This is a genomic window from Enterovibrio paralichthyis (assembly GCF_019209835.1).
GTDB classification, from domain to species: domain Bacteria; phylum Pseudomonadota; class Gammaproteobacteria; order Enterobacterales; family Vibrionaceae; genus Enterovibrio; species Enterovibrio paralichthyis.
This window is the reverse complement of the sequence record NZ_JAHUTS010000016.1, coordinates 1-23,852: the sequence shown is the minus strand read 5'-3', so window position 1 is coordinate 23,852 and position 23,852 is coordinate 1. Positions and strand designations below refer to the sequence as shown.

Below are 23,852 nucleotides of genomic sequence, written 5' to 3'. Positions count from 1 at the left end.
GCTGTCTCCTCCTTGAAGCTCCGCTGCCTGTTTAATTTTGACGACAGTAGAGTTTGTTATGACGGAACTAAAAGAACTATTCGTTTCCTTTGTTGATGCCGGGAATGGCGTGTTGTGGGGAAGCGTGCTTATCTATCTTTTGATCGGCGCTGGCCTGTACTTCACTCTTCGCACTGGCTTCCTTCAATTCCGCTCTTTTGGGCACATGTTCTCCCTTATCAAAGGCAGCCGTGAAGGCGCCGATGGTGGTATCTCCTCTTTCCAAGCGTTCAGCACCAGCCTCGCAGCGCGCGTAGGCACAGGTAACATGGCCGGTGTAGCCGTCGCTATTTACCTTGGTGGCCCGGGTGCCGTGTTCTGGATGTGGGTAACCGCACTGGTGGGTATGTCTACCAGTTTCGTGGAATCCACACTGGCACAGGCTTACAAAGTAAACCATAAAGACAACACCTTCCGCGGTGGTCCGGCTTACTACATTGAAAAAGGTCTGGGTCAACGCTGGTTGGGTATCGCCTTTGCAATCTGTTTGATTATTGCGTTTGGCCTGGCGTTTAACGGCGTTCAGTCAAACTCAATTGCAGCAGCCATGAACACCGCTTTCGGCACTGACCACACTTGGGTAGGTATTATCCTAGCGCTGGCAACTGCCCCAATTATTTTCGGCGGTATGCGTTCAGTTGCGCGTGTTGCAGAGCTTATCGTACCGTTTATGGCAATCGGTTACCTGATTGTCGCGGTTTACGTTATCGCCATCAACATCACCTTGTTGCCTGACGTTATCGGCACCATCGTCGGCAGCGCACTGGGCTTTGAACAAGCTGCAGGTGGTGCTATCGGTGCTGCAATGATGCAGGGTATCAAACGTGGTCTGTTCTCGAACGAAGCCGGTATGGGTTCTGCGCCTAACGCCGCAGCAACTGCGACCACAGCGCCAAACCACCCTGTTGCTCAGGGCTATGTTCAAATGCTGGGTGTATTTATCGACACCATCGTGATCTGTACAGCCACTGCGTCAATCATCCTGCTATCCGGCATGTTGGATCCAAGCAGCGAACTGACCGGTATCGCGCTGACACAGGCAGCACTGGTTGCTGAAGTGGGTGACTGGGGTGCTGCGTTTATCGCTATCGCAATCCTGTTGTTTGCATTCACATCTCTGATTGCGAACTACTCCTACGGTGAATCGAACATCGAGTACATCTTCAAGAGCAAACTGGCGATCAATATCTACCGTGTTGCGGTACTGGCCATGGTTGTGATTGGTGCAATTGTTGACCTGCCAACGGTTTGGGCGTTCGCTGACCTCTCTATGGGTATGATGGCGATCATCAACCTGGTGGCCATTCTGGCACTGTCCGGTATTGCGTTTGCCCTGTTGAAAGACTACGAAACGCAACGTAAAGAAGGCAAAGAGCCAACTTTCGACCGTAAGAAGTTTCCTAAACTGGACAAACAAATCGATAAAGACGTCTGGTAAGCAAGCAGGCAGTCAACAACACAACATCATCAAAAAAGGGAGCCATCTGGCTCCCTTTCGTTTTCATTGGTTTCGTTACGGGTTTGATTTGAGAATGCGTAACGCTTCTTTCGCGTGCTCCACGGCATCACGGCCGATAGACGTCAGGTAACCACCGTCTTTGGCAGTGATCAGTTTTTTATCATACAGACGCGCTGTAGCAGCAACCAGACGTGGATCAGCATCGCTGTGAACCTTAATACCCGTCATGTCGGAGGAAAGGGAAAATTGAACCAGAATATTCAGCTCATCAACGAGCTCAGTTTGAAATGGCATAGCGCCTCCAGCATTTGCTTAATCAGTTTCAACCTGAATATAGACCGTCATTTCCGTGGTAATTTGTGCCGAGATCAAGAACTCTACGATCAGCCATTGCTGTCGCCCACTATTCTCCCAAAATTTGAATCACGCCACATCCTCAGCCCTTCGAAGACGAAAAGGCTCGACTTCATTTCCTGCACTCGGCGCAGACGGTATACAGCGGGAGAGCACCAGTGAGCATACCGCAAGCCCGGTTCCCACCAGAAAAACGGTGGTTGGTGAGTACAGCCACACCAAACCCAAAGCCGCAGGAATCACTACTGCGGCAATGTGGTTGATGGTGAAACTCACCCCCGTAGTGGATGCAATATCTTCAGGATCCGCAATTTTCTGGAAGTAGGTTTTAATAGCAATCGCCATGGCAAAGAACAGGTGATCGACCACGTAAAGCGCCCCTGCCAACGAGGCGTTTTCGACAAAGGCATATCCGGTAAACACCAAAATCAGCCCCAAATATTCCACTGTCAGCGCTTTTTTCTCACCAACCTGGCCAATCCAGGCTCCTATCCGGGCGGCAAACAACATGTTGAACAGGTAATTGATGATAAAAAGCAGGCTCACTTCGCCGACGCTGTAGCCAAACTTCTCCACCATCATAAATCCGGCAAAGACGATAAATATCTGGCGTCTTGCCCCGCTGAGGAAAACCAGCGCGTAATAGAGCCAGTAACGCTGGCGTAATATGAGTTTGCGGTGTTGCGTATGAGGGGCGCCAAATGCGGGGAATGCAGCCCAAAGCAGCAATGTCGCCAGCAGGCCGAAGAAACCAAACACCATGTATACCGCGTTGTATGTGGCACCGAGAATATCCATGAGCAGCCAAACCGACGCATAGGCAATCAGGCTCGCTGCGCCCTTCCATGCCAACACCCGCCCCATGAAGTGGGCACTGTTCTCTTTGTCTACCCATTGCAGGGTCAGTGACTGGTTCACGGTTTCAAAATAGTGAAACCCGATGGACATCACCACTGTGGTGAGATACAGCCCCCATGTAGATGGAAACCAGCCAGTAACAGCCACCCCCATACACATTACAGCCAGAAAAAGCAGCGCAAATCGTTGTTCACGGATAAACAGCAACAGGTAAATTGCCGTAAAGGCGAGAAAACCCGGGACTTCACGAAGACTCTGCAGAATGCCAATTTCCTTTCCGGTGAAGGCAGCCCTTTCAATCACAAAATTGTTGAGCAATACATTCCAGACAGAAAAAGCCATGGCCATAATAAAAGCCATGGCGATCAGCAGGTTGGTTGGGGTTTTCAGTCCATTCACCTTTTTCGTTCCCTGAAGACATTTTCCCCACTGTAACGATGAAGTGCTCAATATGCGACCAAATAAAAGCCCTCAAAAAGGAGGGGCTACTGCATGACGCATAAAAAAAGCAGCCTTTGACGGCTGCTTTTTTCAGGGATTGTCGGGCTTTTAAGGCTTATGCCTGAATGCCTACAATCAACCATGGCGCATTCGCTTGGGTCATGTCGCGCTCAAGGTGCCAGATATCAGTAATGTCTTCTTCCACACCTTCCTGACGGTCGCAATAACGGCCGCTGAACTGCAAGCTCAACTGTGCACGTTTACCGTCGTAGTCTGCACGAACGATTTCCGCATCCACATACATCACTTCGGTATGCTGATCGCCATCCAGTTTACGACGCTCTTCAACCAGATCGTTATACAGTTCTGGGGTGACGTATTCCTGAATAGTCGCCAGTTCATTGTGGTTCCAGGCACCTTGAAGGGTACGGTAGTGCTCGCGGGCACCATTCACAAAGCCTGAAATATCAAAGTTTGGTGGGTAGTTAAACGGCACATCGTTGTTAACCGCACCAAAACCACCAGCAGACGCAGAAGATGCCGCTGCATTCTCACGAAACTGCTGTTGCTCGTGGTAGTAACCTTTATTTTGTTCTGGTTGCTGCGGTTGATGACCACCGGCATACGCCTGGTTGCTCGGTCGGCTGATCGAGCCATTTTTCGCTGCCATTATGCCTTTGAAGATCTTGAACAGGACGAAGGCAATCAGCGCAATGATGATGAAGTCCATAAACTGGAAGCCATCAAAAGCACCGCCAAACATTGCAGCAATCAAACCACCTGCAAGCAGACCGCCCAGCAAACCACCCATCAGGCCTTTTTTGCTTGAGCTTTTCGCCGCAGTGGCAGGATCGCTTTGCTTACCAATCGTGTTGGTATTCGTCGGCTGTGATTTAGGCGCAGGTGCCGTCTTAAAGCTCTTGCCAAAAGACTTACCACCACCGAATTTTTTCGCTTCAGCGTGCGGCGCAGAAAGCACCATCACAAACATCAGCGCAAATAGAGTAAAGAAGCGTTTCATTGAGAACCTTTTCTGTTTCACGTTTCCACGCAACATACATAAAGAATATTGCCGTGGCGACCTGCGACGCAGATCGTTTGGGTATCCCATGCTTATCTGTCGCACACAGAAAGTCAAACCCTGCTGCCGACTAAAATGTTACCAATCATTTAAATTTTGCCGCCGGATACGGCTAAGTCTGCGACACACTATCTTTTTTTGGCGACTATCGGCGAAAAAGAAGCGAACTTCTCAAACACATTGTTTTCTTACAGAGAGTTTGATTTAAACTTGCCACCAAACAAACTCGTAGGATTTTAGGTATGAATGATACACACAGCAAAGTCGTGGGTTACATTTTGTGGATCTTTGGCTTTCTCGGCGCACACCGCTTTTACTACGGCAAGCCGGTCACCGGCACCATCTGGCTGTTTACACTGGGCTTGTTTGGCATTGGCTGGTTGATTGACCTTTTCCTCATTCCATCCATGGACAGGGAAGCCGACCTGCGATTCCACAGCGGCCAGTATGATTACTCCGTCACCTGGATTTTACTGACGTTTCTGGGTGTATTCGGTATTCACCGCATGTACATGGGCAAGTGGCTCAGTGGTATCCTTTACCTGTTTACGTTCGGCTTTTTCTTCCTTGGCGTGATTTACGATTTCTGGACACTGAACGACCAGATTTCTATCCGCAACGCCAAACGCTTCAGTTAATTCAACCACTTTAATGCCTCTCATTCTTGGTGCAGACGCCAATCTGAGAGGCATACACCTTGCCCTTTGCCGACCCCACTTCTAAAATATCGAACATTGTTCACTATTTGCAGCAAGACGTAATGGCCCGCAGGAACGACCACAGCCGCGAAGAACTGGTTGAAATGACTTTGAACTGTGTTGAAGAGTATCTGAACACACAGCCCTATCACTCGCTCAGCTTGCGAAAAATCGCGGCCATGATCGGATATGTCCCCAGCACCTTGGTAAATGTTTTCGGCAGCTACAACATTCTGTTACTTCATGTTGTCGGCAGAACCCTGGATGATCTGCGCCAGCAGGTTTCAGAAAAGCTCGCCACCGTTGAAGATCCTAAAGATGCTCTCTTTGCCCTTGCCAACCTTTACCTCAACTTTGCCGCCGCCAACCCTTACCGCTGGCAACTGGTTTTTGAGCACAGCATGCAAGGTGACACATTGCCTGAGTGGCAAAGTGACCGGATCCAAAGCATGACCGGAATGTTGGAAGCCATGTTGCGCCAGCTTTCACCTTCCAAATCCGACACCCAGATCATCGAAGCCAGCCGCGTACTGTGGGCAGGTGTTCATGGCATCACGCTCCTGAGCGTTGACGACAAACTGTTTACCACCGCTCCGGTTGACGGCGCAGCCTTGATTGACAACTTGCTGACCGGTTACCTCGCCGGTTGGGTTGAAAACTGATCATGTGGCGTCTAGGGGAAACAGCATGACCACCCAATCAGGGCTACTGAGGCAGCGCCGGTTTCTTCCCTACTTTATTACCCAGGCACTCGGCGCGTTCAATGATAATGTCTACAAAAACGTCCTGTTGATTTTGGTGGCATTTGCCGGCCCTTCAGCTATCGGAATGTCGACCGACCTTTTTATCAACCTTGCCGCCGGGCTGTTTATTCTTCCTTTCTTTCTCTTTTCCGCGTTTGCCGGAGAGCTGGCGGACAAGTTCGAAAAGTCGCGGTTTATCCGCAGTGTTAAGCTGCTTGAAATCGGCATTATGGCGCTTGCTGCGATCGCGTTCATCTACGACAGCTACCTCACCCTGTTGGTGTTGCTGTTTCTGATGGGTACCCAGTCGGCCTTTTTCGGGCCGGTAAAATATGCACTTTTGCCACAAACCCTGAAACCCAACGAACTGGTTTCCGGTAATGCTCTGGTCGAAACCGGCACGTTTCTCGCTATCCTTCTTGGCACCATGGCAGCCGGTGTGATTGCCAACCTGCCGGATGCGAAAAATATCGCAGCCGTGGCTGTCGTGCTTTTTGCTGTGCTGGGATATCTAAGCGCCCGTGCTATCCCCACTGTCGCGGCAGGAAACCCCGAACTCAAGGTATCCTTCTCGCCTATCCGCCAGATGAAAACAACACTGGGTATCGCCCACCGCGACAAAGTGGTGCTGCAGGCCATTCTCGGCATCAGCTGGTTCTGGTTTTTGGGCGCAAGTTACCTGACTCAGTTCCCGAATTTCGCCAAGCTCTATCTGGGCGGGCAGGAAGCCTCGGTTTCTTTCTTGCTGACGTTATTTTCGATTGGAATCGCTATTGGCTCACTGCTTTGCGACCGCCTCTCCTGCCACCGTATTGAACCGGGAATAGTGCCGATTGGCGCCTTGGGTTTGACCCTATTTGGCACCCACCTCTTTTTCTCAACACCAGCGCAACCGCCACAAACCGAAGGGCTACTGGCTTTCATCAGCGAGCCTTCGCTTTGGTGGGTTTTCGTCGATCTGCTGTGCATCGGGATTTTTGGCGGGATATTTATCGTTCCCCTTTATTCCATGATGCAGGCCAGAGCCAAAGAGAGTGAGCGCTCACAGGTCATCGCTGCCAACAATATCTATAATGCCCTGTTTATGGTCGTCAGCGCTGTATTGGCGATTGTATTGCTGGGTGTGGCCGGGTTGTCTATCCCTGCATTTTTCCTGGTGCTGGCCTTGGTAAACCTTGTTGTTGCGATTTACGTGGGTAAACAGGTGCCGGTTTTTGCTCTGCGGTTTGTGATTTGGCTTCTGAGCCACAGCTTTTACCGTGTCCACCATCGCAACCTGAAAAACATTCCGGAGCAAGGCGGCGCATTGCTGGTGTGCAACCATGTCAGTTATGTCGATGCTCTGGTTTTGGCCGGAGCCTGTCCAAGACCTATCCGTTTTGTGATGGATGAAGACTACTACCACCTTCCAATTCTGCATTGGTTTTTCCGCGCCAGCCGCACCATTCCTATAAAGCTTTCCAACCGCTCCATACGCAGTGCACTCAATGCCGTCAAAGAGCAGCTGGATGCTGGTGAAGTGGTGTGCATTTTCCCTGAAGGACAGTTGACCTATGACGGGGAAATGATCCCGTTCAAACGCGGTATCGACATTATCCTGAGGCAAACGCCAGTACCGGTGATCCCGATGGCGTTACGTGGGCTATGGGGAAGTTATTTCAGCCGGGAAGGTGGACGGGCATTGCTGAAATTCCCGCGCCGCTTCTGGTCAAAAGTGGAGGTGGTTGCAGGACGCCCTATCGAGCCCAAAGATGCCAACGCCCAGAAGCTGTTTGACGAAGTAAAAGCGCTCCGGGGCGAGGCGTGTTAGCCCTGCGCTAGAACAATGGATTTTGTTCAGCCAGCCATTGAGCAAGCCGTGCACGTGACAGTTTAATACCACCGCTGTCAAGCGTGGCCGGATAAACCAAAAGCTTCTGCGGTCGCTGGTGTGGTGGCAATTTTTCTGCCGCCCAAGCCAGAAACTTATCCGGATCGGTATAAGTATCAGTCAACGCCACAGGCACTGCCCCCCACTTTGGATGGGGTACCGGCAGGATAAATAGCTGGGTCAGCCCGGGATACCCGCTTAACTGCCGCTCCACGTCTTCCGGCTGTACGTTTTCACCGCCGCAGACAAACATGTTATCAAGCCGCCCGACAATACGAAGCTCCTGACACTCAGCCAGCCAGTCTCCTTTGTCTTTGGTTGCAAACCAGTCCTCGGCAAGTGGAACTAAAACACCGTTAACAAGATAGCCCGGAGAAAGGGTTTCCCCCCTTACCCAAATTTCACCCTCATCAGAGAGCAATACCTCACGGTTTGGCAAGGGTTGCCCGACGGAAAAACGCCCATCTGCGCGCTTGGCAGTCACTGTCGACGCCATTTCCGTCATGCCATAGCCACACCAACAGCGGATACCGGCTTTTTCAGCACTGTCCACCAGCGCCTGTGGGATAGCTGCGCCGCCAAGCAGCACAGACTGCAAAGTATGCGTTTCTCCCTTAGCCAACACCCGTTGTAACTGGGTAGGCACCAGTGAAGCATGCGACACACCGTCAAGTGCCGACAAGAGCGCGTCGCCGCGGGTATCTGCGACTTTCAGTATTGCTCCCTGCGTCAACCAGCGCCAGACGATAGCCATGCCGGAGATATGGAACAGTGGCAGCGACAAAAGCCAGCAATCTGATGCTTCATAGGGCATCAACGAAAACAGGCCTTGCGCACTGGCAATGTGGTTTCCTGCACTGTGGGCGACCGCCTTGGGGACACCGCTCGAACCGGAAGTCAGAGTCAGGGTTAACACGGCATCGCGATGAAATGGTACCGCAGGAAATACAGCTCCGCTATCGAACGCGACCTCGGCTTGCAAGAAAGCGGAGACACCGGCTTTATCAAGGATTTCATTGCGCTGTCCGGCGCTGAATGCCGGATTAAGGAGTAAGGTCGCAACACCACGTTGCCACAGCGCAAACAGGGTGATGAGAGTTTGGTAGTTGTTGATGCTTGCCATCGCCAGCTTGTCTGTGGCGCTGGAAAGAGGAAGTGCCAGAGCATCGACATCCGCAGCGAGCTGTCGCCAACTCACTGCGGTGCCGTTATTTAACAAGGCTGTGGCTTCTGGCTTTGTCTGACACCAGTGACGCCACGGCCAGTCAGTCAGCGACGTTGTTGCCATACAAGGTCGCAGCTATCCAAAGACATAACCGGCAAGTCACTTCCCGGCCATGGGGTGTCTAACTGGGCTTTAAACAGCGAAATGGTGTCCAGCCCGGGAATGGTTTCCGGCACCAGCCAATGCGAAAGCCGCGCCAGTTGGTTAAGGCCAAAGCTCGACTCGAGACTGGAGCTAATCACCACATCCAGACCCAGAGCCTTCGCTTCTTTCACCAGTTCACACACATAAGCAAGCGAACCAACCAGGGTCGGTTTTATCACAATTGCGGAAAGACCATTCCGCGCAGCAGGTTCAAATCCAGCGTCACGCACGGTTTCATCCCAGGCAATCGCAATACCGGTTTCGGCAGAGAACAACAAACTGTCATCAGGTTGTTGGCAAGGCTCTTCCAGAAACGCGATACGCTGGCGGAACTCAGGTGCAATGTAACCGGCAAATTTCTTTGCCTTTTCCAGAGTCCATTGGCGGTTGGCATCCAGACGCAGCCAAAGATCCGGGATAGCTTCCAAGAACATATTGACCACCAGCCCATCACGGATTGGCTCGTACATACCCACCTTGATTTTGGCGACTTTCTGCCCCGGCAGCTCCGCCAAACGCTCTACCAGCTCATCCGGATCGCCGCAGCAAAGTGGCGCAGCAAGGAAATTGCCCGTCAACGGCAATTCACCTTCAAGCTCTGCGATTGCCATGGACAGACCGAATGCGACAGAGGGATACAGGGTATCCCAACCAATAACCTCGCCTTCCAGCCAAGAAGTCATGACGGCCTTTGCCTGCTCACCCGCTTCTTGCGACGTTTCCACGCTGAATTCAGGCAAAGGCGCGATTTCACCGCGCCCGATACGCTCGCCATCTTTCAGCTCCACGATAAACCCTTCACGCTGCGCCAGACGGGTGTGACGCAAAATCACACCACTGTCCATCGGCAGGGTATACGCCAACAAACGTGCCTGTTTCATTGGCTCAACCATTATGGGTTACGAGGGAATTTGTCAAAATCAGGACGGCGTTTTTCATTAAACGCATTGCGGCCTTCCTGGCCTTCTTCTGTCATGTAGAACAGCATGGTTGCATTACCTGCCAGCTCCTGAAGACCTGCCTGACCATCACAATCCGCATTCAGTGCAGCTTTCAGGCAGCGCAGCGCCATTGGGCTGTGTTGCAGCACTTCACGACACCAGCGCACAGTTTCACGCTCCAGCTCTGCGTAAGGCACAACATGGTTAACCAGACCCATGTCCAGCGCTTCCTGTGCATCATAGAAACGGCACAGGAACCAAATTTCACGGGCTTTCTTCTGGCCAACGATACGCGCCATGTAAGATGCACCCCAGCCGCCATCGAATGAGCCCACTTTCGGACCCGTCTGGCCAAACTGTGCGTTTTCAGCAGCAATAGTCAGGTCACACATCATGTGCAGCACGTGACCGCCACCGACAGCATAACCCGCAACTGATGCAATCACGGGTTTCGGACAAGTACGGATCTGGCGTTGGAAGTCCAGCACGTTCAGGTGGTGGGTACCTTCGTCATCACGGTAGCCGCCGTAATCGCCACGGATTTTCTGGTCGCCGCCAGAGCAGAATGCATGCTCACCCTGGCCTGTCAGCACAATGACACCCACTTTTTCGTCGTAGCGCGCATCAGCCAGCGCATTGATCATCTCTTTGACGGTTTGTGGACGGAATGCATTACGCACTTCCGGACGGTTGATGGTAATACGCGCGATCCCTTCCGGAGACTTGTGGAAAAGAATATCTTCGTAGCCTTCAGAGCAATCTTTCCACTCGACCGCTGCATACAGTTCCTGCTCGGTTAATCCTGTTGTTCTTGCCATCTTGTTACCATTAATTTGTCTGTAAATAAGGGTTGGTCAGCGTTCTCACTAACCGACAGAACAGCGCGGGCTGCTCTGCGTGAATATTGTGTCCGGCATTTTTGGCTTCAACAATTGGCCAGCCTGTTTGCGCGGCCAATGCCTTGAACTTCCGGTCGTTCTCACCACAGATGTAAGCGACAGGAACCCCGCCTGCTTTCAGAGGCTCAACCAGAAGTGGTTGTTTTGCCAAGGATGTAGCACGCAACATCCCAGCCACTTTGGTACCGAGGTTATCACTGCGTGCTACTACGAAACTTTGTCTTTGCTCATGATTTAGCGATGAAAACACGGGTTGCTGATACCAATCTTGCAACACAGATTCCATTGGCTCGCCCTCAAACCGCGCAGCCCAGGTGTCGTCATTTTGCCAACGCGCCTCACGCTCAGATTCATCGAGTCCGGGATGGCCATTTTCAATGATAAGCGCTTCCAGAGGCGTGCCACTGTTGCGAAAACGCGGTGCGTAAAAGGCAGAAAGATACATCCCCAGACGCGCGCCCAGCGAATAGCCCACCAAGGTAAACGCGCCGTTGATATGCGATGTGATCGCCTGAAAAATCGCCTCGCTGGTATCTTCAAAGCCACAGACATCAACAGCTTTGCTGTCACCGTGCCCCGGCAAATCAATGGCAAGGCAATAATAGTCATGCGACATGTCATCCAGCACCGGTTGCCAATCCCTGGCGCTACCCAGCAAGCCATGAAGAAACACCACGGCCGGTTTGGAGGGTGCGCCAGTGGTACGGCAGGCTAGCGGGTTAGATAAGCGAGGCATGGGCAATATCGGCAAACAGGGCTTTCAGATCCTGACCGCAGGCACCGGCGGGCGTGCAAAGCTCAATCACAGTGGTCCCCGGGCTGGATTGCGCTTCCAGACAACAGGTTTTTGCCTCATGGAGGGTCGCCGGGCGCTGGTATTTCAAGCCAAACATAGCCGCCGCATGGGAAAAGGAGAGACCGTGTGGCATTCGGTAGTAGGTGTCTTTCTGCGTTTCTGGTACCGGCAGCATGTCGAAAATACCGCCGCCATCATTGTTGATGATCACCAATGCCATTGGATTCAGGTTATTGGCAAGCAGCGCAAGGCTGTTGAGATCATAAAGTGCCGATGTATCGCCCATTACCATCAACATCGGCTTTTCCCTGCCACGCTGTACCCCGGCGGCGGTGGCGATCAGCCCATCAATTCCTGAAGCGCCGCGGTTGGCAAATACTTCGCACGCAGGCAAACGGCACCCCATGTCGAGCAGGCGGATTGCCATACTGTTACCGATAAACAGATCGCTCCCCCCAACAAGCCAGGACCCAAAATGTGTTGCCATAGACAATTCAGATAAGGTGCCGCCCGCAACGTTATCTAGCAATGCCAGATACCGGGCGCTGGCCATTTTCAGCATGTCACCCCACCCGGCGTTGGCTGGGCTTTTTTCCAGACCTTTTTCCAGCGCCAAAGCAACCTTATGGATATCAGCGATAATGCGCGTGCCTGAGCGATGTGAAGGATCAAGCCGGCCTGGATGCTTATCCACCAACCAGTAAGCCCCCTTAAAGTCATCGACAAACTGCCCCAGGCGTTTGGAAACCAAGCGGCCACCAAACTGAATAACGACCTCAGACTGCTTCAGCAGCGCTGAACAATCTGGATTTTGTAACCAGACATCAAACCCGGCGAAATCTGATCCCTCTCCGGCCTGAGGATCGCACAACAGCGGCCAGCCCAAGTGGTCAGCCAAAGATTGCACTGCCTCACGCGCATCACGGCGCATGCGCCCGGCTACCAAAATACCTCTTTGATGTTGAAGTGCCTGCCAGCAGGGTAACAAGGTTTGCAGGTCAGCCTGAGCATGGGTAAAAGACAGATAAGGCTGATCACCGGCCAGCCAGGCGTTTACAGGGGCCAGGTAGTGGCTGGCATCTTCCATTTCGCCATAGAGCGGCTCAGGAAAAGGACAGTTGATGTGATAACTACCACCGCCAGTCACAAGCTGGTGCAGACCTTCTCCTATTACTGAAAGCAACCAGGAGGGTGAAACTGCCTCGGACGGCGAAGGCAGGAAAGTCGTGGTTTCTGCATGGTGACTAAAGATGCCTTCCTGGCTGATCGCCTGGTTGGCACCGCACTGGATTAATTCCGGTGGCCGGTCTGCGGTCAGGAAAATCAGCTTTTCCCGTGTCAGCCGGCTTTCCGCTGCCGCGGGGATTAAGTTGGCGACAGCTGTACCTGATGTCACGATCACAGCCACGGGGTTATCTGTCGTTTTCGCCAATCCCAACGCCAGGAAGCCCAAACCGCGTTCATCGAAATGGGTATGGATACGCACTGAAGGGTTCTGTGCTGACAGCGCTTCAGCCTCCAATGTGAGAGGCGTAGAACGGGAACCTGGGGCAATACAAATGTCTTTGACACCGGCGCGGCTTAACGACATCAGGATAAGGCGCGCCCAAATGCGGTTTAAGGTGGATGGCTTCATCCTGCCTTTTTCTCCATTAAGTTGTCCGGAAGCGGACTTAACAGGCTGCGAAGGGTCGACATTTTGCGGTCGAGTTCTTTCCATTCGCTCTTGGCATCAGATCCGGGAACAATGCCCGCTCCGGCAAATAGATGCAGGGTGTCTTTCATCACCAGCGCACTGCGGATTGCCACACAGAATTCACTTTGGTCAGGGCTGAGGTAACCTACCGAGCCGCTGTACCAGCCGCGGGCAAATGGTTCATTGCTGGCGATAAAGTTCACTGCATCATTGCGGGGCAAGCCCGCGACAGCAGCGGTTGGCTGAAGCGCAGACAGCAAAGTGGCGCTGTCGACAGACCGCGCTAACTGGCCTTCGATATCCCTTTTCAAGTGCTGCACTTTCCTCAGTCGCACCAAATGCGGGGTTTGTTCGATGTTCAACGATTCGCTGAATGGCGCAAGCCGCTGAGAGATGTCGTCCACGACAAGGCGGTTTTCGTAGATATTTTTTTCATCATTCAGCAACCAGGTGGCCAGTTGCAGATCTTCATCCGCGTTTTTGCCTCGGCCAATGGTGCCTGCCAGCGCTTCTGTATAAACATCCTGTCCGCTCCGCCAGAAAAGCCGCTCCGGCGTAGCCCCCAGAAAGCAGTGTTTTTCATCCAGCGCCAGAAGGAAATGGAAGTTAGCTGTATTTGCATCGCGGGAAGCTTTAAGAAGCTGAAATGCGGATAGCGCTCTGTCGAGCTTTAAGGACGATTTCCTGGCAAGAACCACTTTCTGCAACGCGCTGGTACCAATGGTGCTTAGCGCGTTTTTTACCATCTCAGCCCACTGCGGAAACGCCGGAGAGTGTTCCGTTTCAAGAATGTCGCAATGGGGTGCGTTGAGTGACGGGCAACCGCCGGTAAGTTTTGATAGCGAGGCGCGGACTTTCAGCAGATCTTCACTGACGTTGACCGTTATTGTCCAGTTGCCGTCACGGCGGGCAAGCTCTATCTGAGGTAAAAAGAAGAAGGACTGCAGGCAGCGTTGATTGCGTTCTGTTTTTCCATCAAACGCTTTCCCTCCCCAGATACGCTGACCGGGCGCCAGCACTTTTTCAGCGGCCGCCGGATCGGTGAAGGTTTTCACCTGCCCCAATGCCAGCACTTCTTCAAGGCCGTCACGGGTTTGCCAATAAAACTTAGGAAAGAGTGGCTGAGCCGCCAGCCATTCGACAGGGTCAGTACGCTCTGACCAGACAAAAGGATACGTTATCTGATGCGGAATCGGTGTTGCTGTCGACAGGGATGACACCAGCCTGACGATAGCCTGGGTTAAATCGGTCAAACTAACCTCTCATTTCACTCACAACCAAAACGGCAAGCATCCGATTCCTTGGGTTACCTTTTGCCATGTTGTGGAACTGCGTTTGTGAGCCAGTTAAGTGCATTCAACTTGTAAAGTGTCTAAAACGCCACCGAATCGGTGTTTTTTGCGTCAAAGCCCGTTACTTCTCAACAAACTTAATAATATTTCCTGTTGGAAAGCCATTCTACAACCTTATTGATTCTGATGAAAATCGTATCAGGCAGCATAATATATCGCTAAAACAGGATTAAATTACTTTATTTTCTTCTTTTCGTCATTTTTTACTATTCACTACTTATATATCGGTAATCGTTAGTGTAATTTACTGGAAACACCAAAATTTTCGCTCAGGAATCAAGATGCAAGAAATCGGGATGTCGACCAAGCTGGATAACGTCTGTTATGACATTCGTGGTCCAGTGATGAAAGAGGCTAAGCGCCTCGAAGAAGAAGGCCACAAAATTCTAAAACTGAACATCGGTAATCCCGCCCCTTTCGGTTTTGACGCCCCGGACGAAATTCTGGTGGACGTGATCCGTAACCTGCCAACTTCACAAGGTTACTGTGACTCCAAAGGCATCTACTCAGCACGCAAAGCCGTTGTTCAGCACTACCAGAAACGTGGCATGCTGGATTTGGATGTAGAAGACGTTTACCTCGGTAACGGCGTTTCTGAGCTGATTGTAATGTCGATGCAAGCGCTACTTAACAGTGGCGATGAACTGCTGGTTCCTTCTCCGGACTACCCGCTTTGGACAGCAGCTGTTTCCCTGTCTGGCGGTAAGCCAGTGCACTATCTGTGTGATGAAGAGTCAGACTGGTATCCGGATCTGGACGATATCAAAGCCAAGATCACGCCAAACACCAAAGGTATTGTTCTGATCAACCCGAACAACCCAACCGGTGCCGTTTACAGTCGTGACTTCCTGATGCAGATCGCTGAGATCGCACGCCAAAACAAGCTGATCATTTTCGCTGATGAAATTTACGACAAGATCCTTTACGACGGTGCACAACACCACTCGATTGCCCCACTGGCACCGGATGTGTTCTGTGTGACCTTCAGCGGTCTGTCCAAATCCTACCGTGTTTGTGGTTTCCGCTCCGGTTGGATGATCCTGTCTGGCCCTCGCAGTTTGGCGAAAGGCTATATCGCAGGTCTGGATATGCTGGCTTCCATGCGCCTTTGCGCCAACGTGCCAATGCAACACGCAATTCAGACAGCACTTGGCGGTTATCAAAGTATCAACGAGTTGATCCTGCCAGGTGGCCGACTGCTGGAGCAGCGTGATAAAGCACATGAGCTGTTAAACCAAATTCCGGGCGTCAGCTGCGTGAAGCCGAAAGGCGCATTGTACCTGTTCCCGAAAATCGACCTGAAGCGCTACAGCATTCACAACGATGAAAAGATGATGCTGGACTTCCTGCTGCAGGAAAAAGTGTTGATGGTTCACGGTACCGGATTTAACTGGCACAAACCGGATCACTTCCGCATCGTGACTCTGCCGCGCGTGGATGATCTTGAAGTCGCTATCGGCCGTTTCGAGCGCTTCCTGTCGACGTATAGTCAGTAAGGGTCCTGGGTCCTGGGTCCTGGGTCCTGGGTCCTGGGTCCTGGGTCCTGGGTCCTGGGTCCTGGGTCCTGGGTCCTACAGAGCTTTGCTTTGTTGTGGCTAGAGTCAAGCTCTTTAACGCTCTTGCTCTTCCCCAGGGCCGGTTATGCTTTTCCCAGGTCCTAGGACCTTCCCCTGCTAGGACCGCCCGTTCCTAAGACCTGCTCTTCCTTCCCCAAACCAGTGCGCAAATCAGCCCGACGATTGCTCCTGTCCAATGAGCCTGATAGGCAACGCCTGCCTGAATAAGCGCCGCAGTCATACTGTCACCACCGGTGTAAGCTTCATACCCAAGTTTGATAAATACCCCGGCGAGCATTGCCCACCCCAATGGCACCTTGTTCTGGATATCTTTGACAACGCCCCACACAAACAGGCCATGAAGCACGCCGGAAAGCCCGGCATACCATGAGTAAGGACTGAAGAACATCACCACACCGATTGCCGCCATCATCAGCCAGACCATCGGCAACAAAGAACGATCGCTGTAGTAGCGACGGTGAAGAAAGAAAATCACCAGCAGACCCGCAATATTCATCATCAAATGGATTGCATTGGTATGGGTCAGATTTCCTGTTACGATCCGCCACCACTGTCCCGCAAGAATGTCTGCGCGCTCCCAGACAAGCAGTGCGTGCAATGCGGGGATCTGCGCAATGACAACAAGCAGTGTCAGTGAGCCGATAAACCAAAGTGGGGACACCGTGTTCTCCATGAGTTTCGATTTATTAAAGAGTTATAGCGTACCGTGGCCACAACCGATAAAGCCAGCCGATATTGTCCGCAGTGTGGCAAAGCCCTGAAAGCCTGTATCTGCCAACTTATTACGCGCATCGACAGTGATATTCCCCTGATTGTCCTGCAGCACCCCTCAGAGGTGAAACAGGCGGTTGGAACAGCGCGGATCTTGTCGTTGTCGCTGCCCAATTGCCGCATCATTGTGGGTGAAGACTTTACCGACAACGCAGAACTTAACGCTTTGTTGCAAAGCGATATAGCTTTTGCCCTTTTATACCCTGCTGACGATGCAAAGCCGATTGAAACTTGGGAGTCCCAACCTGGCATGCAACGGGGTCTGATCCTGCTTGATGGTACCTGGCGCAAAGCGTTTAAGATGTGGCAGTTGTCTGAAAACCTCAAAGCCCTGCCATGCGTGGCACTGGGAGAAACACTCAAGGGCAACTACCGTATCCGAAAATCCCCGAAGGCTGATGGTCTTTCAACGGTGGAGGCCGGCTTTTACGCACTGTCTGCAATGACAGGTAAAACCGAGCCTTTTCTGCCCTTGATTGATGCCTTTAATGGCATGATTGATTTCCAAATACAGCAAATGCCACCGGGCGTTTATGAAAAGCACTTTGGGAAACGCGATTAACGCTCCTCTTCGTCACTTATCTCATCCAGCGTCAACTCAAAACTTGGTGCGAAGGTTTCCATAAAATACGCCGTGGCGTCACTGCCACGGTCAGACATGGTCTTTTCCAGACGGCGTTTGGCCTGACCAAATTCGTGGTTGCCTGCAGAAAGTTCTTCCAGACATTTCAGATAAGCGCATATCGCATCCGCTTGTTTAACCAAGCGGTAGTCTTCTTGGTTGATCGCATCGCTGTCGATAAGGGGTCGGTAGTCGTCACGAAACTCCTCAGGCAGCATCCCAACCAGCTTGTCTTCCGCAATTCGCTCGATTTTTTTGTATTCATCTGCAATCGCAGGATTGAAGTACTTAATTGGCGTCGGCAAATCGCCGGTCAGCACTTCACTGCAGTCGTGGAACATGGCAAGCAGTGCCACTCGTTCCGGGCTGTAATTACCGCCAAATTTGCGGTTTTCAATCAAGGCTAAGGCGTGGGCGACAAAAGCGACTTGCAGGCTATGCTCGGAAATATTCTCGTTGAAAACATTGCGCATAAGAGGCCAGCGGTAGATAAGCTTCATACGGGCCAGGTGGGCAAAAAAGTGACTGGTTTTAGACGTCATACAATCCCAGATAATTCACAAAGAATGGGAGTCCATTCTGTAAGCAGTGACGGGATTTCTCAAGCGTTGACGACAAAAGCAGGGATATCGACGGGATAAATAATGGGGAGCACGCTCCCCAATTAACTCAAAGTACAATTCTGTCGCGGTTCTTTTCGATGATGGCAGGACCAATACCTTTGACGCTTTCAAGCGCCTCAACAGATTCGAAGTCACCGTTTGCATTGCGGTAATCAACAATTGCCTGCGCTTTCGCTTTGCCGATACCGTCCAGATACTTATCCAGTTCTTCTACGTCAGCTACGTTGATATTTACCTCGATTTGATTGTCCGTGCCCACGGCTTCGGCGCTTGCTATCGGCGCCATGATCAAGGTTGCTGCAAAAATAAGGGCTGAAATAAAGGTTTTCATCTTGGGTTCTCCATAACACATATGCGTTTTCAACATACCTGTCGCAGAGATTGTCGCCATTGGCGTAGATAAAAAAACGACGGAGGGCGAATTGCCCTCCGTCGTAGCGACTTATCAATTACAACCGAGTTGTAATGACATCAAATTTTATGAGGCTTATTGCTCGACAGGTTCGATGGAGTAAGTCACTTCCGTATTTTCTTTCAGTTGCTCGACGATTGAAGACAGATCCATATTCGCCGTCGTATTGATCACACGATCAGCCATTTGACTCTGCAGACTGATTTCTTCGCTCTTAGGCTCTTTCACCGCATCAAGGGCAACCACAACCACATCACCGTTCATTTCACGGGTAAAGCCATATTCCGCTTTGCCATCAGCAGGTGCTGCCATGGTGAATGCCAGTTGTGCAACTGCGCGTTCCGCCGATACGCGACCCAACTCTTGCTCTGCGCCAAAGTTATAACCGGATGCATCCAGACCTGCGGTGTTACCTTCATTCAGCTCTGTCACCAGTGAGTTAGCCAGTGCCTCAGCCGCCTTCTCACCTTCCTGACGTTGCAGACGCTCAGCAACCTGTGCTTCTACTTCTTCATAAGGCAGGACAGTTTCAGGACGCGAATCGTCGATACGCACGACCACAGAATGCTCAGGAGCAATTTCAATGATGTCTGAGTTCAAGCCATCTTCGCGAACTTCCGGCTGTTGCAGCGCTTGCAAAACCGCTGGTGAAGCCAGAACACCGCTCAGGTCTGACAGTGATACGAAGTCGGTCTTCTTAACCTGGCTAGTGACCGCATTGGCTGCATCTTCCAGGTTGTCTGGCATTTCGAACGCTTTTTCTGCCAGCTCAGTAGACAGCGCGTAGTATTTCTCCGCTGCTTGCTGTTGACCCAGCTGTGCTACGATCTCGTCACGCACATCTGCAAAAGGTTTCGCCTGAGAAGGTTTGATATCGTCCAGCTTGATGATGTGGAAACCAAAGTCTGATTGCACAACACCTGAAATGTCACCTTTGTTGTTCAGCGCAAATGCCGCTTCTTCAAACGCAGGATCCATCACGCCTTTGTCAAACCAATCCAGTTGACCACCCTGCTCTGCGCTGAAGGTATCATCTGAACGGGATTTCGCCAGCTCTGCAAAATCAGCACCATTGTTCAATTCGGTCAATACCGCTTCTGCTTTTTGTTTGGCATCCGCGTCATCACCCTGAATCATGATATGGCTAACTTTACGTTTTTCAGCCGCACCATAGTTAGCCTTGTTGGCTTCGTAGTACGCTTTTGCTTGCTCTTCAGTGACATCAGCACCGTCAGCGATGCCATCACCTGACAGTTCAACGTAGGAAATCTTGAATTGCTCTGGGCGAACAAACTCTGAAGGGTTTTGTTCGTAGTACGCTTTTTTCTGCTCGTCAGTGATGTTTGCTTTGGCAGCAAACTCAGACAGTGGCAGTGTTAATGTACGAACCACACGGGTTTGACCTTCCAGCTTGTAAAGTGACTCCAACTCGCCTTCCAGCGCAAATTCACTGTTTACCAACGCATTGATGTACTGCTCACGGGTCATGTCCTGACGCACATACTCAGCGAACTGGTCAGGGGTCAAACCATTACGACGCAATGCTGCCAGATACAGATCATTGTCAAACATACCCGTGCTGCCAATAAACGCCGGCATCTCTCGAATAGCCTGTTTGATTTGCTCGTCACTCACGCGAAGACCCAGGCTGTCAGCCTCTTGATCCAGCACGACTTGATTGACCAGACGATCAAGCACGTTTTGACGGAATTGTGCCAGGTAAACAGGGTCACTCAGCAGGGTTGTAAAGATGTCGCCGGCCTGTGCCTGCATCTGGGCACGCTCATTTTGATAAGCTTGCTCAAACTGGCTGCGGCTGATTTCGTGATCACCTACTGTTGCGGCGGGCTGAACCGAACCACTGGCTAGATAGCCGCCAACACCGGCGAATACGAAAGAAAAGATAATAAGGCTTAAGATGATCTTAACCGCGATGCTATTTACGCCCTCGCGTAGTCGCTCCATCATAACGCGCCGTCACTCCTGCTTGTTGAAACGTTCGTTTTTAAAATTCAAAACAACATTCAAGGGTTGAATTGTCATTTCTCTTAAAACTAAAAAAGCGCATCGAGAGATGCGCCTTTAACACTCTGATTGAGCCTGATTATACGCTGATGTCACACACTTTACAGCTTAAAACTAGGACGTGTGCGACATAGAGCAAAACGGAACGTTAAGATTAGTTAACCGCGTCTTTCAGAGCTTTACCCGCTTTAAAGCCAGGTACTTTGGCCGCAGGAATTTTGATTTCTGCGCCTGTTTGTGGGTTACGGCCAGTACGTGCTGAACGCTCACGAACAGAGAAAGTACCGAAACCAACCAGTGCCACTTGATCACCGTCTTTCAGGCTATCTGATACTGCTTCAATCAGCGCATCAAGAGCACGACCAGCTGATGCTTTAGACAGATCAGCGTTTTCTGCAATTTTATCAATTAACTGCGACTTGTTCACTTTTTCATCCCCTTTACAAACGAACCACAAATCCCATTTTTTGCGGTGGCGTATATTTGATATCGCCTTAGTTATCTAAACAAGACTCTAAAAAAACGCTGTAGCTGTTATGAATTAAGGGCTTGCAGCGTTTCCATTAAGTTAGCCCTCAAAAAAAACGCTGACAAGCCTTTTACTGACTGTCAGCGCTTTACGTTGCTTAATTTTGCTGCACGTCACTCTTTTGTGGCGCGACAAGCTCGATTCCAAGCGGGTTGTCTTGCAGTGCGAGCGTCAGAACCTCATCGATCCAGCGCACCGCATGGATGTCGAGATCGGCTTTGACGTTGTCCGGGATCTCTTCAAGATCACGTTCGTTTTCTTTCGGGATGATAACAGTCTTAATGCCGCCGCGGTGTGCCGCGAGCAGTTTCTCTTTCAGGCCACCAATCGGAAGCACTTCACCACGCAAGGTGATCTCACCGGTCATTGCAACATCAGCACGCACCGGGTTACCCGTCAGACTCGAAACCAGCGCCGTACACATTGCGATACCGGCACTTGGACCATCTTTCGGTGTTGCACCTTCTGGCACGTGAACGTGAATGTCACGCTTCTCATAGAAATCACTGTTGATGCCAAGCTTCTCTGCACGGGTACGGACTACCGTCATCGCTGCCTGAATCGACTCCTGCATCACATCACCCAGCGAACCGGTTTGGGTCAGCTTGCCTTTACCCGGCATAGATTCAGTTTCAATGGTCAGCAGATCGCCGCCCACTTCCGTCCATGCCAGTCCAGTTACCTGACCAATGCGGTTGCTTTCATCTGCCTTGCCGTAATCAAAACGCTGAACACCCAGGTAGTGTTTCAGGTTGTCCTGATTGATGGTGATGGTTTTGATGTCTTTATTGAGCAAAATTTCTTTCACAGCTTTGCGGCACAGTTTAGAAATTTCACGCTCAAGGCTACGCACACCCGCTTCACGCGTGTAGTAGCGGATAATGCCGATGATGGCAGAGTCTTCAATGGTAATTTCTTTCGGCTTAAGACCATTGCGCTTCACTTGTTTATCAACAAGGTGCTGCTTGGCGATGTTCAGCTTTTCGTCTTCGGTGTAACCTGAGAGACGGATCACTTCCATACGGTCCAATAGCGGGCCAGGAATGTTCATTGAGTTCGACGTCGCCACAAACATCACGTCTGACAGATCGTAATCTACTTCCAGATAGTGATCGTTAAACGCATTGTTTTGTTCCGGATCCAGCACTTCCAGCAATGCAGAAGCGGGGTCGCCACGCATATCAGAAGACATCTTGTCGATTTCATCCAACAGGAACAGCGGGTTTTTCACACCGACTTTAGCCATCTTCTGGATAAGCTTACCCGGCAGCGAACCGATATAGGTACGGCGGTGACCGCGGATTTCCGCTTCATCACGTACGCCACCCAGTGCCATGCGGGTGTATTGGCGACCGGTTGCTTTAGCGATTGATTGCCCCAGTGATGTTTTACCCACACCTGGAGGCCCCACCAAGCAAAGAATTGGCCCTTTCAACTTGTTGATACGGTTTTGTACCGCCAAATACTCAAGAATACGCTCTTTAACACGCTCAAGACCGTAGTGATCAGCGTTTAGAATTTCTTCCGCTTTCGCCAAGTCTTTCTTCACTTTCGAGCGTTTCGACCATGGCACGCTGACCATCCAGTCGATATAGCTGCGTACCACTGTTGCTTCTGCCGACATTGGCGACATCATCTTCAGTTTCTGCAGTTCCTGCTCGGTCTTTTCTTTGGCTTCCTGAGGCATTTTCGATTCATCAATCTTTTGCTTCAGGCTTTCAAATTCATCCGGTGCGTCATCCAGCTCACCCAGTTCTTTCTGGATTGCCTTCATCTGTTCGTTGAGGTAGTACTCGCGCTGGCTCTTTTCCATCTGCTTTTTAACGCGGCTGCGAATGCGTTTCTCAACCTGCAGCAGATCGATTTCTGATTCCATCATGGTCATCAGAAACTCAAGACGCTCTGCGATATCAATGATTTCCAGTACTTGCTGTTTGTCATGCAACTTCAACGGCATATGTGCAGCAATGGTGTCAGCCAAACGCGCTGCTTCATCAATACCATTCAGGGATGTCAGCACTTCAGGCGGGATCTTCTTGTTCAGTTTGATAAAGCCTTCAAACTGACTGATCGCCGTACGTACCAGCACTTCCTGCTCACGCTCGTCCATTTCTGGGGTAAGCATGTACTCGGCATCCGCAGTGGAGAAATCATCTTCGTGGAATTTCTGGATTTCTGCGCGCTGTAGACCTTCTACCAGCACTTTTACTGTGCCGTCTGGCAGTTTCAACAACTGGAGGATAGAAGCGACTGTACCGACTTTATATAGATCGGAAATGGATGGGTCATCAGTCGCGGCATCTTTCTGCGCAACCAGTAGAATCTGCTTATCATTGTCCATCGCTGCTTCAAGGCAACGGATAGATTTATCCCGTCCCACAAACAGTGGGATAACCATGTGAGGATAAACAACCACGTCACGCAAGGGCAGGACCGGAATTTCAATGCGCTCGGAACGCTCCAAGTTCATATTTTTCTCTCTTCCGTTTTCGTTATTAATGAGTATATGGGGATAGATTGTCAGGATTCAACGGCACAGTTGGCAGAAAGTAAAAAAGGGAGCCTATGCTCTAATGCCGATCAGTTAAGAGATAAATGATCGGTTGAACGATCCAACAGATGGCTTATAAAGGCTCTAAGTCCCCATACTTAGAGCCTTTTATTTTGCAATTGACCACAGCCCTTACCCTCGCGAAT

The 23,852-nt window shown here is 51.1% G+C and carries 21 protein-coding genes; 6 read left to right on the top strand and 15 right to left on the bottom strand.

Features of this window, described 5'->3' with window-relative positions:
- The first annotated feature begins 58 nt into the window (after nt 1-58).
- Entirely contained in the window at nt 59-1,477 is a 1,419-nt protein-coding gene (locus KU854_RS17040; protein ID WP_218359625.1) for an alanine/glycine:cation symporter family protein, read from the top strand.
- 75 nt (nt 1,478-1,552) lie between these two features.
- Here the strand turns inward: KU854_RS17040 and KU854_RS17035 are convergent, their stop codons facing one another.
- From KU854_RS17035 to KU854_RS17025, 3 genes are all read right to left on the bottom strand, one after another.
- The gene (locus KU854_RS17035; protein ID WP_054780398.1) at nt 1,553-1,792 is read right to left on the bottom strand and encodes a TIGR02647 family protein; all 240 of its coding nucleotides are present in this window, start codon (nt 1,790-1,792) and stop codon (nt 1,553-1,555) included.
- 129 nt (nt 1,793-1,921) lie between these two features.
- Nucleotides 1,922-3,070 (bottom strand): MFS transporter, encoded by a 1,149-nt coding sequence (locus KU854_RS17030; RefSeq protein WP_218359692.1) that lies wholly within the window; start codon nt 3,068-3,070, stop codon nt 1,922-1,924.
- A 196-nt stretch (nt 3,071-3,266) separates the two neighbouring features.
- The gene (locus KU854_RS17025; RefSeq protein WP_218359624.1) at nt 3,267-4,172 is read right to left on the bottom strand and encodes a Tim44 domain-containing protein; all 906 of its coding nucleotides are present in this window, start codon (nt 4,170-4,172) and stop codon (nt 3,267-3,269) included.
- A 302-nt stretch (nt 4,173-4,474) separates the two neighbouring features.
- Between KU854_RS17025 and KU854_RS17020 the strand changes: the two genes are divergently transcribed.
- The 3 genes from KU854_RS17020 (at nt 4,475) to KU854_RS17010 (ending at nt 7,483) form a co-directional block, all read left to right on the top strand.
- A complete protein-coding gene (locus tag KU854_RS17020; RefSeq protein WP_054780400.1) occupies nt 4,475-4,870 on the top strand; it encodes an NINE protein in 396 nt (131 codons plus the stop codon).
- A 122-nt stretch (nt 4,871-4,992) separates the two neighbouring features.
- Nucleotides 4,993-5,592 (top strand): TetR/AcrR family transcriptional regulator, encoded by a 600-nt coding sequence (locus tag KU854_RS17015; protein WP_218359623.1) that lies wholly within the window; start codon nt 4,993-4,995, stop codon nt 5,590-5,592.
- 25 nt (nt 5,593-5,617) lie between these two features.
- The gene (locus KU854_RS17010) at nt 5,618-7,483 is read left to right on the top strand and encodes an MFS transporter (protein ID WP_218359622.1); all 1,866 of its coding nucleotides are present in this window, start codon (nt 5,618-5,620) and stop codon (nt 7,481-7,483) included.
- Between the two features lie 7 nt (nt 7,484-7,490).
- Here KU854_RS17010 and KU854_RS17005 read toward each other — a convergent pair whose 3' ends face one another.
- From KU854_RS17005 to KU854_RS16980, 6 genes are read right to left on the bottom strand one after another with little or no spacing between them, the layout of a single operon-like run.
- The gene (locus KU854_RS17005) at nt 7,491-8,831 is read right to left on the bottom strand and encodes an AMP-binding protein (protein WP_218359621.1); all 1,341 of its coding nucleotides are present in this window, start codon (nt 8,829-8,831) and stop codon (nt 7,491-7,493) included.
- A complete protein-coding gene (gene menC, locus KU854_RS17000; protein ID WP_218359620.1) occupies nt 8,813-9,793 on the bottom strand; it encodes an o-succinylbenzoate synthase in 981 nt (326 codons plus the stop codon). The genes KU854_RS17005 and menC overlap by 19 nt, the downstream gene beginning before the upstream one ends.
- A gap of 11 nt (nt 9,794-9,804) precedes the next feature.
- Nucleotides 9,805-10,671: a 1,4-dihydroxy-2-naphthoyl-CoA synthase gene (gene menB, locus KU854_RS16995; protein ID WP_054780402.1), complete on the bottom strand. Its 867-nt coding sequence runs from the start codon at nt 10,669-10,671 to the stop codon at nt 9,805-9,807.
- A 10-nt stretch (nt 10,672-10,681) separates the two neighbouring features.
- Nucleotides 10,682-11,488 (bottom strand): 2-succinyl-6-hydroxy-2,4-cyclohexadiene-1-carboxylate synthase, encoded by an 807-nt coding sequence (gene menH / locus KU854_RS16990; RefSeq protein ID WP_218359619.1) that lies wholly within the window; start codon nt 11,486-11,488, stop codon nt 10,682-10,684.
- A complete protein-coding gene (menD, locus tag KU854_RS16985) occupies nt 11,472-13,184 on the bottom strand; it encodes a 2-succinyl-5-enolpyruvyl-6-hydroxy-3-cyclohexene-1-carboxylic-acid synthase (RefSeq protein WP_218359618.1) in 1,713 nt (570 codons plus the stop codon). Before menD ends, menH begins: the two co-directional genes overlap by 17 nt.
- A complete protein-coding gene (locus tag KU854_RS16980) occupies nt 13,181-14,497 on the bottom strand; it encodes an isochorismate synthase (protein ID WP_218359617.1) in 1,317 nt (438 codons plus the stop codon). Before KU854_RS16980 ends, menD begins: the two co-directional genes overlap by 4 nt.
- A 380-nt stretch (nt 14,498-14,877) precedes the next feature.
- On the opposite strand from KU854_RS16980, the gene KU854_RS16975 reads away from it, so the two are divergent.
- Entirely contained in the window at nt 14,878-16,092 is a 1,215-nt protein-coding gene (locus KU854_RS16975; RefSeq protein ID WP_218359616.1) for a pyridoxal phosphate-dependent aminotransferase, read from the top strand.
- 193 nt (nt 16,093-16,285) lie between these two features.
- Here the strand turns inward: KU854_RS16975 and rrtA are convergent, their stop codons facing one another.
- Complete coding sequence (rrtA, locus tag KU854_RS16970; protein ID WP_218359615.1) at nt 16,286-16,846, bottom strand: rhombosortase; 561 nt, start codon at nt 16,844-16,846, stop codon at nt 16,286-16,288.
- 33 nt (nt 16,847-16,879) lie between these two features.
- Between rrtA and KU854_RS16965 the strand changes: the two genes are divergently transcribed.
- On the top strand, nt 16,880-17,506 hold the full coding sequence (locus tag KU854_RS16965) for a tRNA-uridine aminocarboxypropyltransferase (protein ID WP_218359614.1): 627 nt from the start codon (nt 16,880-16,882) through the stop codon (nt 17,504-17,506).
- Here the strand turns inward: KU854_RS16965 and yfbR are convergent.
- The 5 genes from yfbR to lon form a co-directional block, all read right to left on the bottom strand.
- Nucleotides 17,503-18,108, bottom strand: coding sequence for a 5'-deoxynucleotidase (yfbR, locus tag KU854_RS16960; protein WP_218359613.1), 606 nt, complete (start codon nt 18,106-18,108; stop codon nt 17,503-17,505). The two genes, KU854_RS16965 and yfbR, sit on opposite strands and share 4 nt — an antisense overlap.
- A gap of 127 nt (nt 18,109-18,235) precedes the next feature.
- Nucleotides 18,236-18,520, bottom strand: coding sequence for a ComEA family DNA-binding protein (locus tag KU854_RS16955; RefSeq protein ID WP_218359612.1), 285 nt, complete (start codon nt 18,518-18,520; stop codon nt 18,236-18,238).
- Nucleotides 18,521-18,676: 156 nt separating this feature from the next.
- Nucleotides 18,677-20,569, bottom strand: a complete 1,893-nt coding sequence (ppiD, locus tag KU854_RS16950) for a peptidylprolyl isomerase (protein ID WP_218359611.1) — start codon at nt 20,567-20,569, stop codon at nt 18,677-18,679.
- Nucleotides 20,570-20,780: 211 nt separating this feature from the next.
- On the bottom strand, nt 20,781-21,053 hold the full coding sequence (hupB, locus tag KU854_RS16945) for a nucleoid-associated protein HU-beta (protein ID WP_054780411.1): 273 nt from the start codon (nt 21,051-21,053) through the stop codon (nt 20,781-20,783).
- 199 nt (nt 21,054-21,252) lie between these two features.
- Nucleotides 21,253-23,625: an endopeptidase La gene (lon, locus tag KU854_RS16940; RefSeq protein WP_218359610.1), complete on the bottom strand. Its 2,373-nt coding sequence runs from the start codon at nt 23,623-23,625 to the stop codon at nt 21,253-21,255.
- Nucleotides 23,626-23,852: the final 227 nt, after the last annotated feature.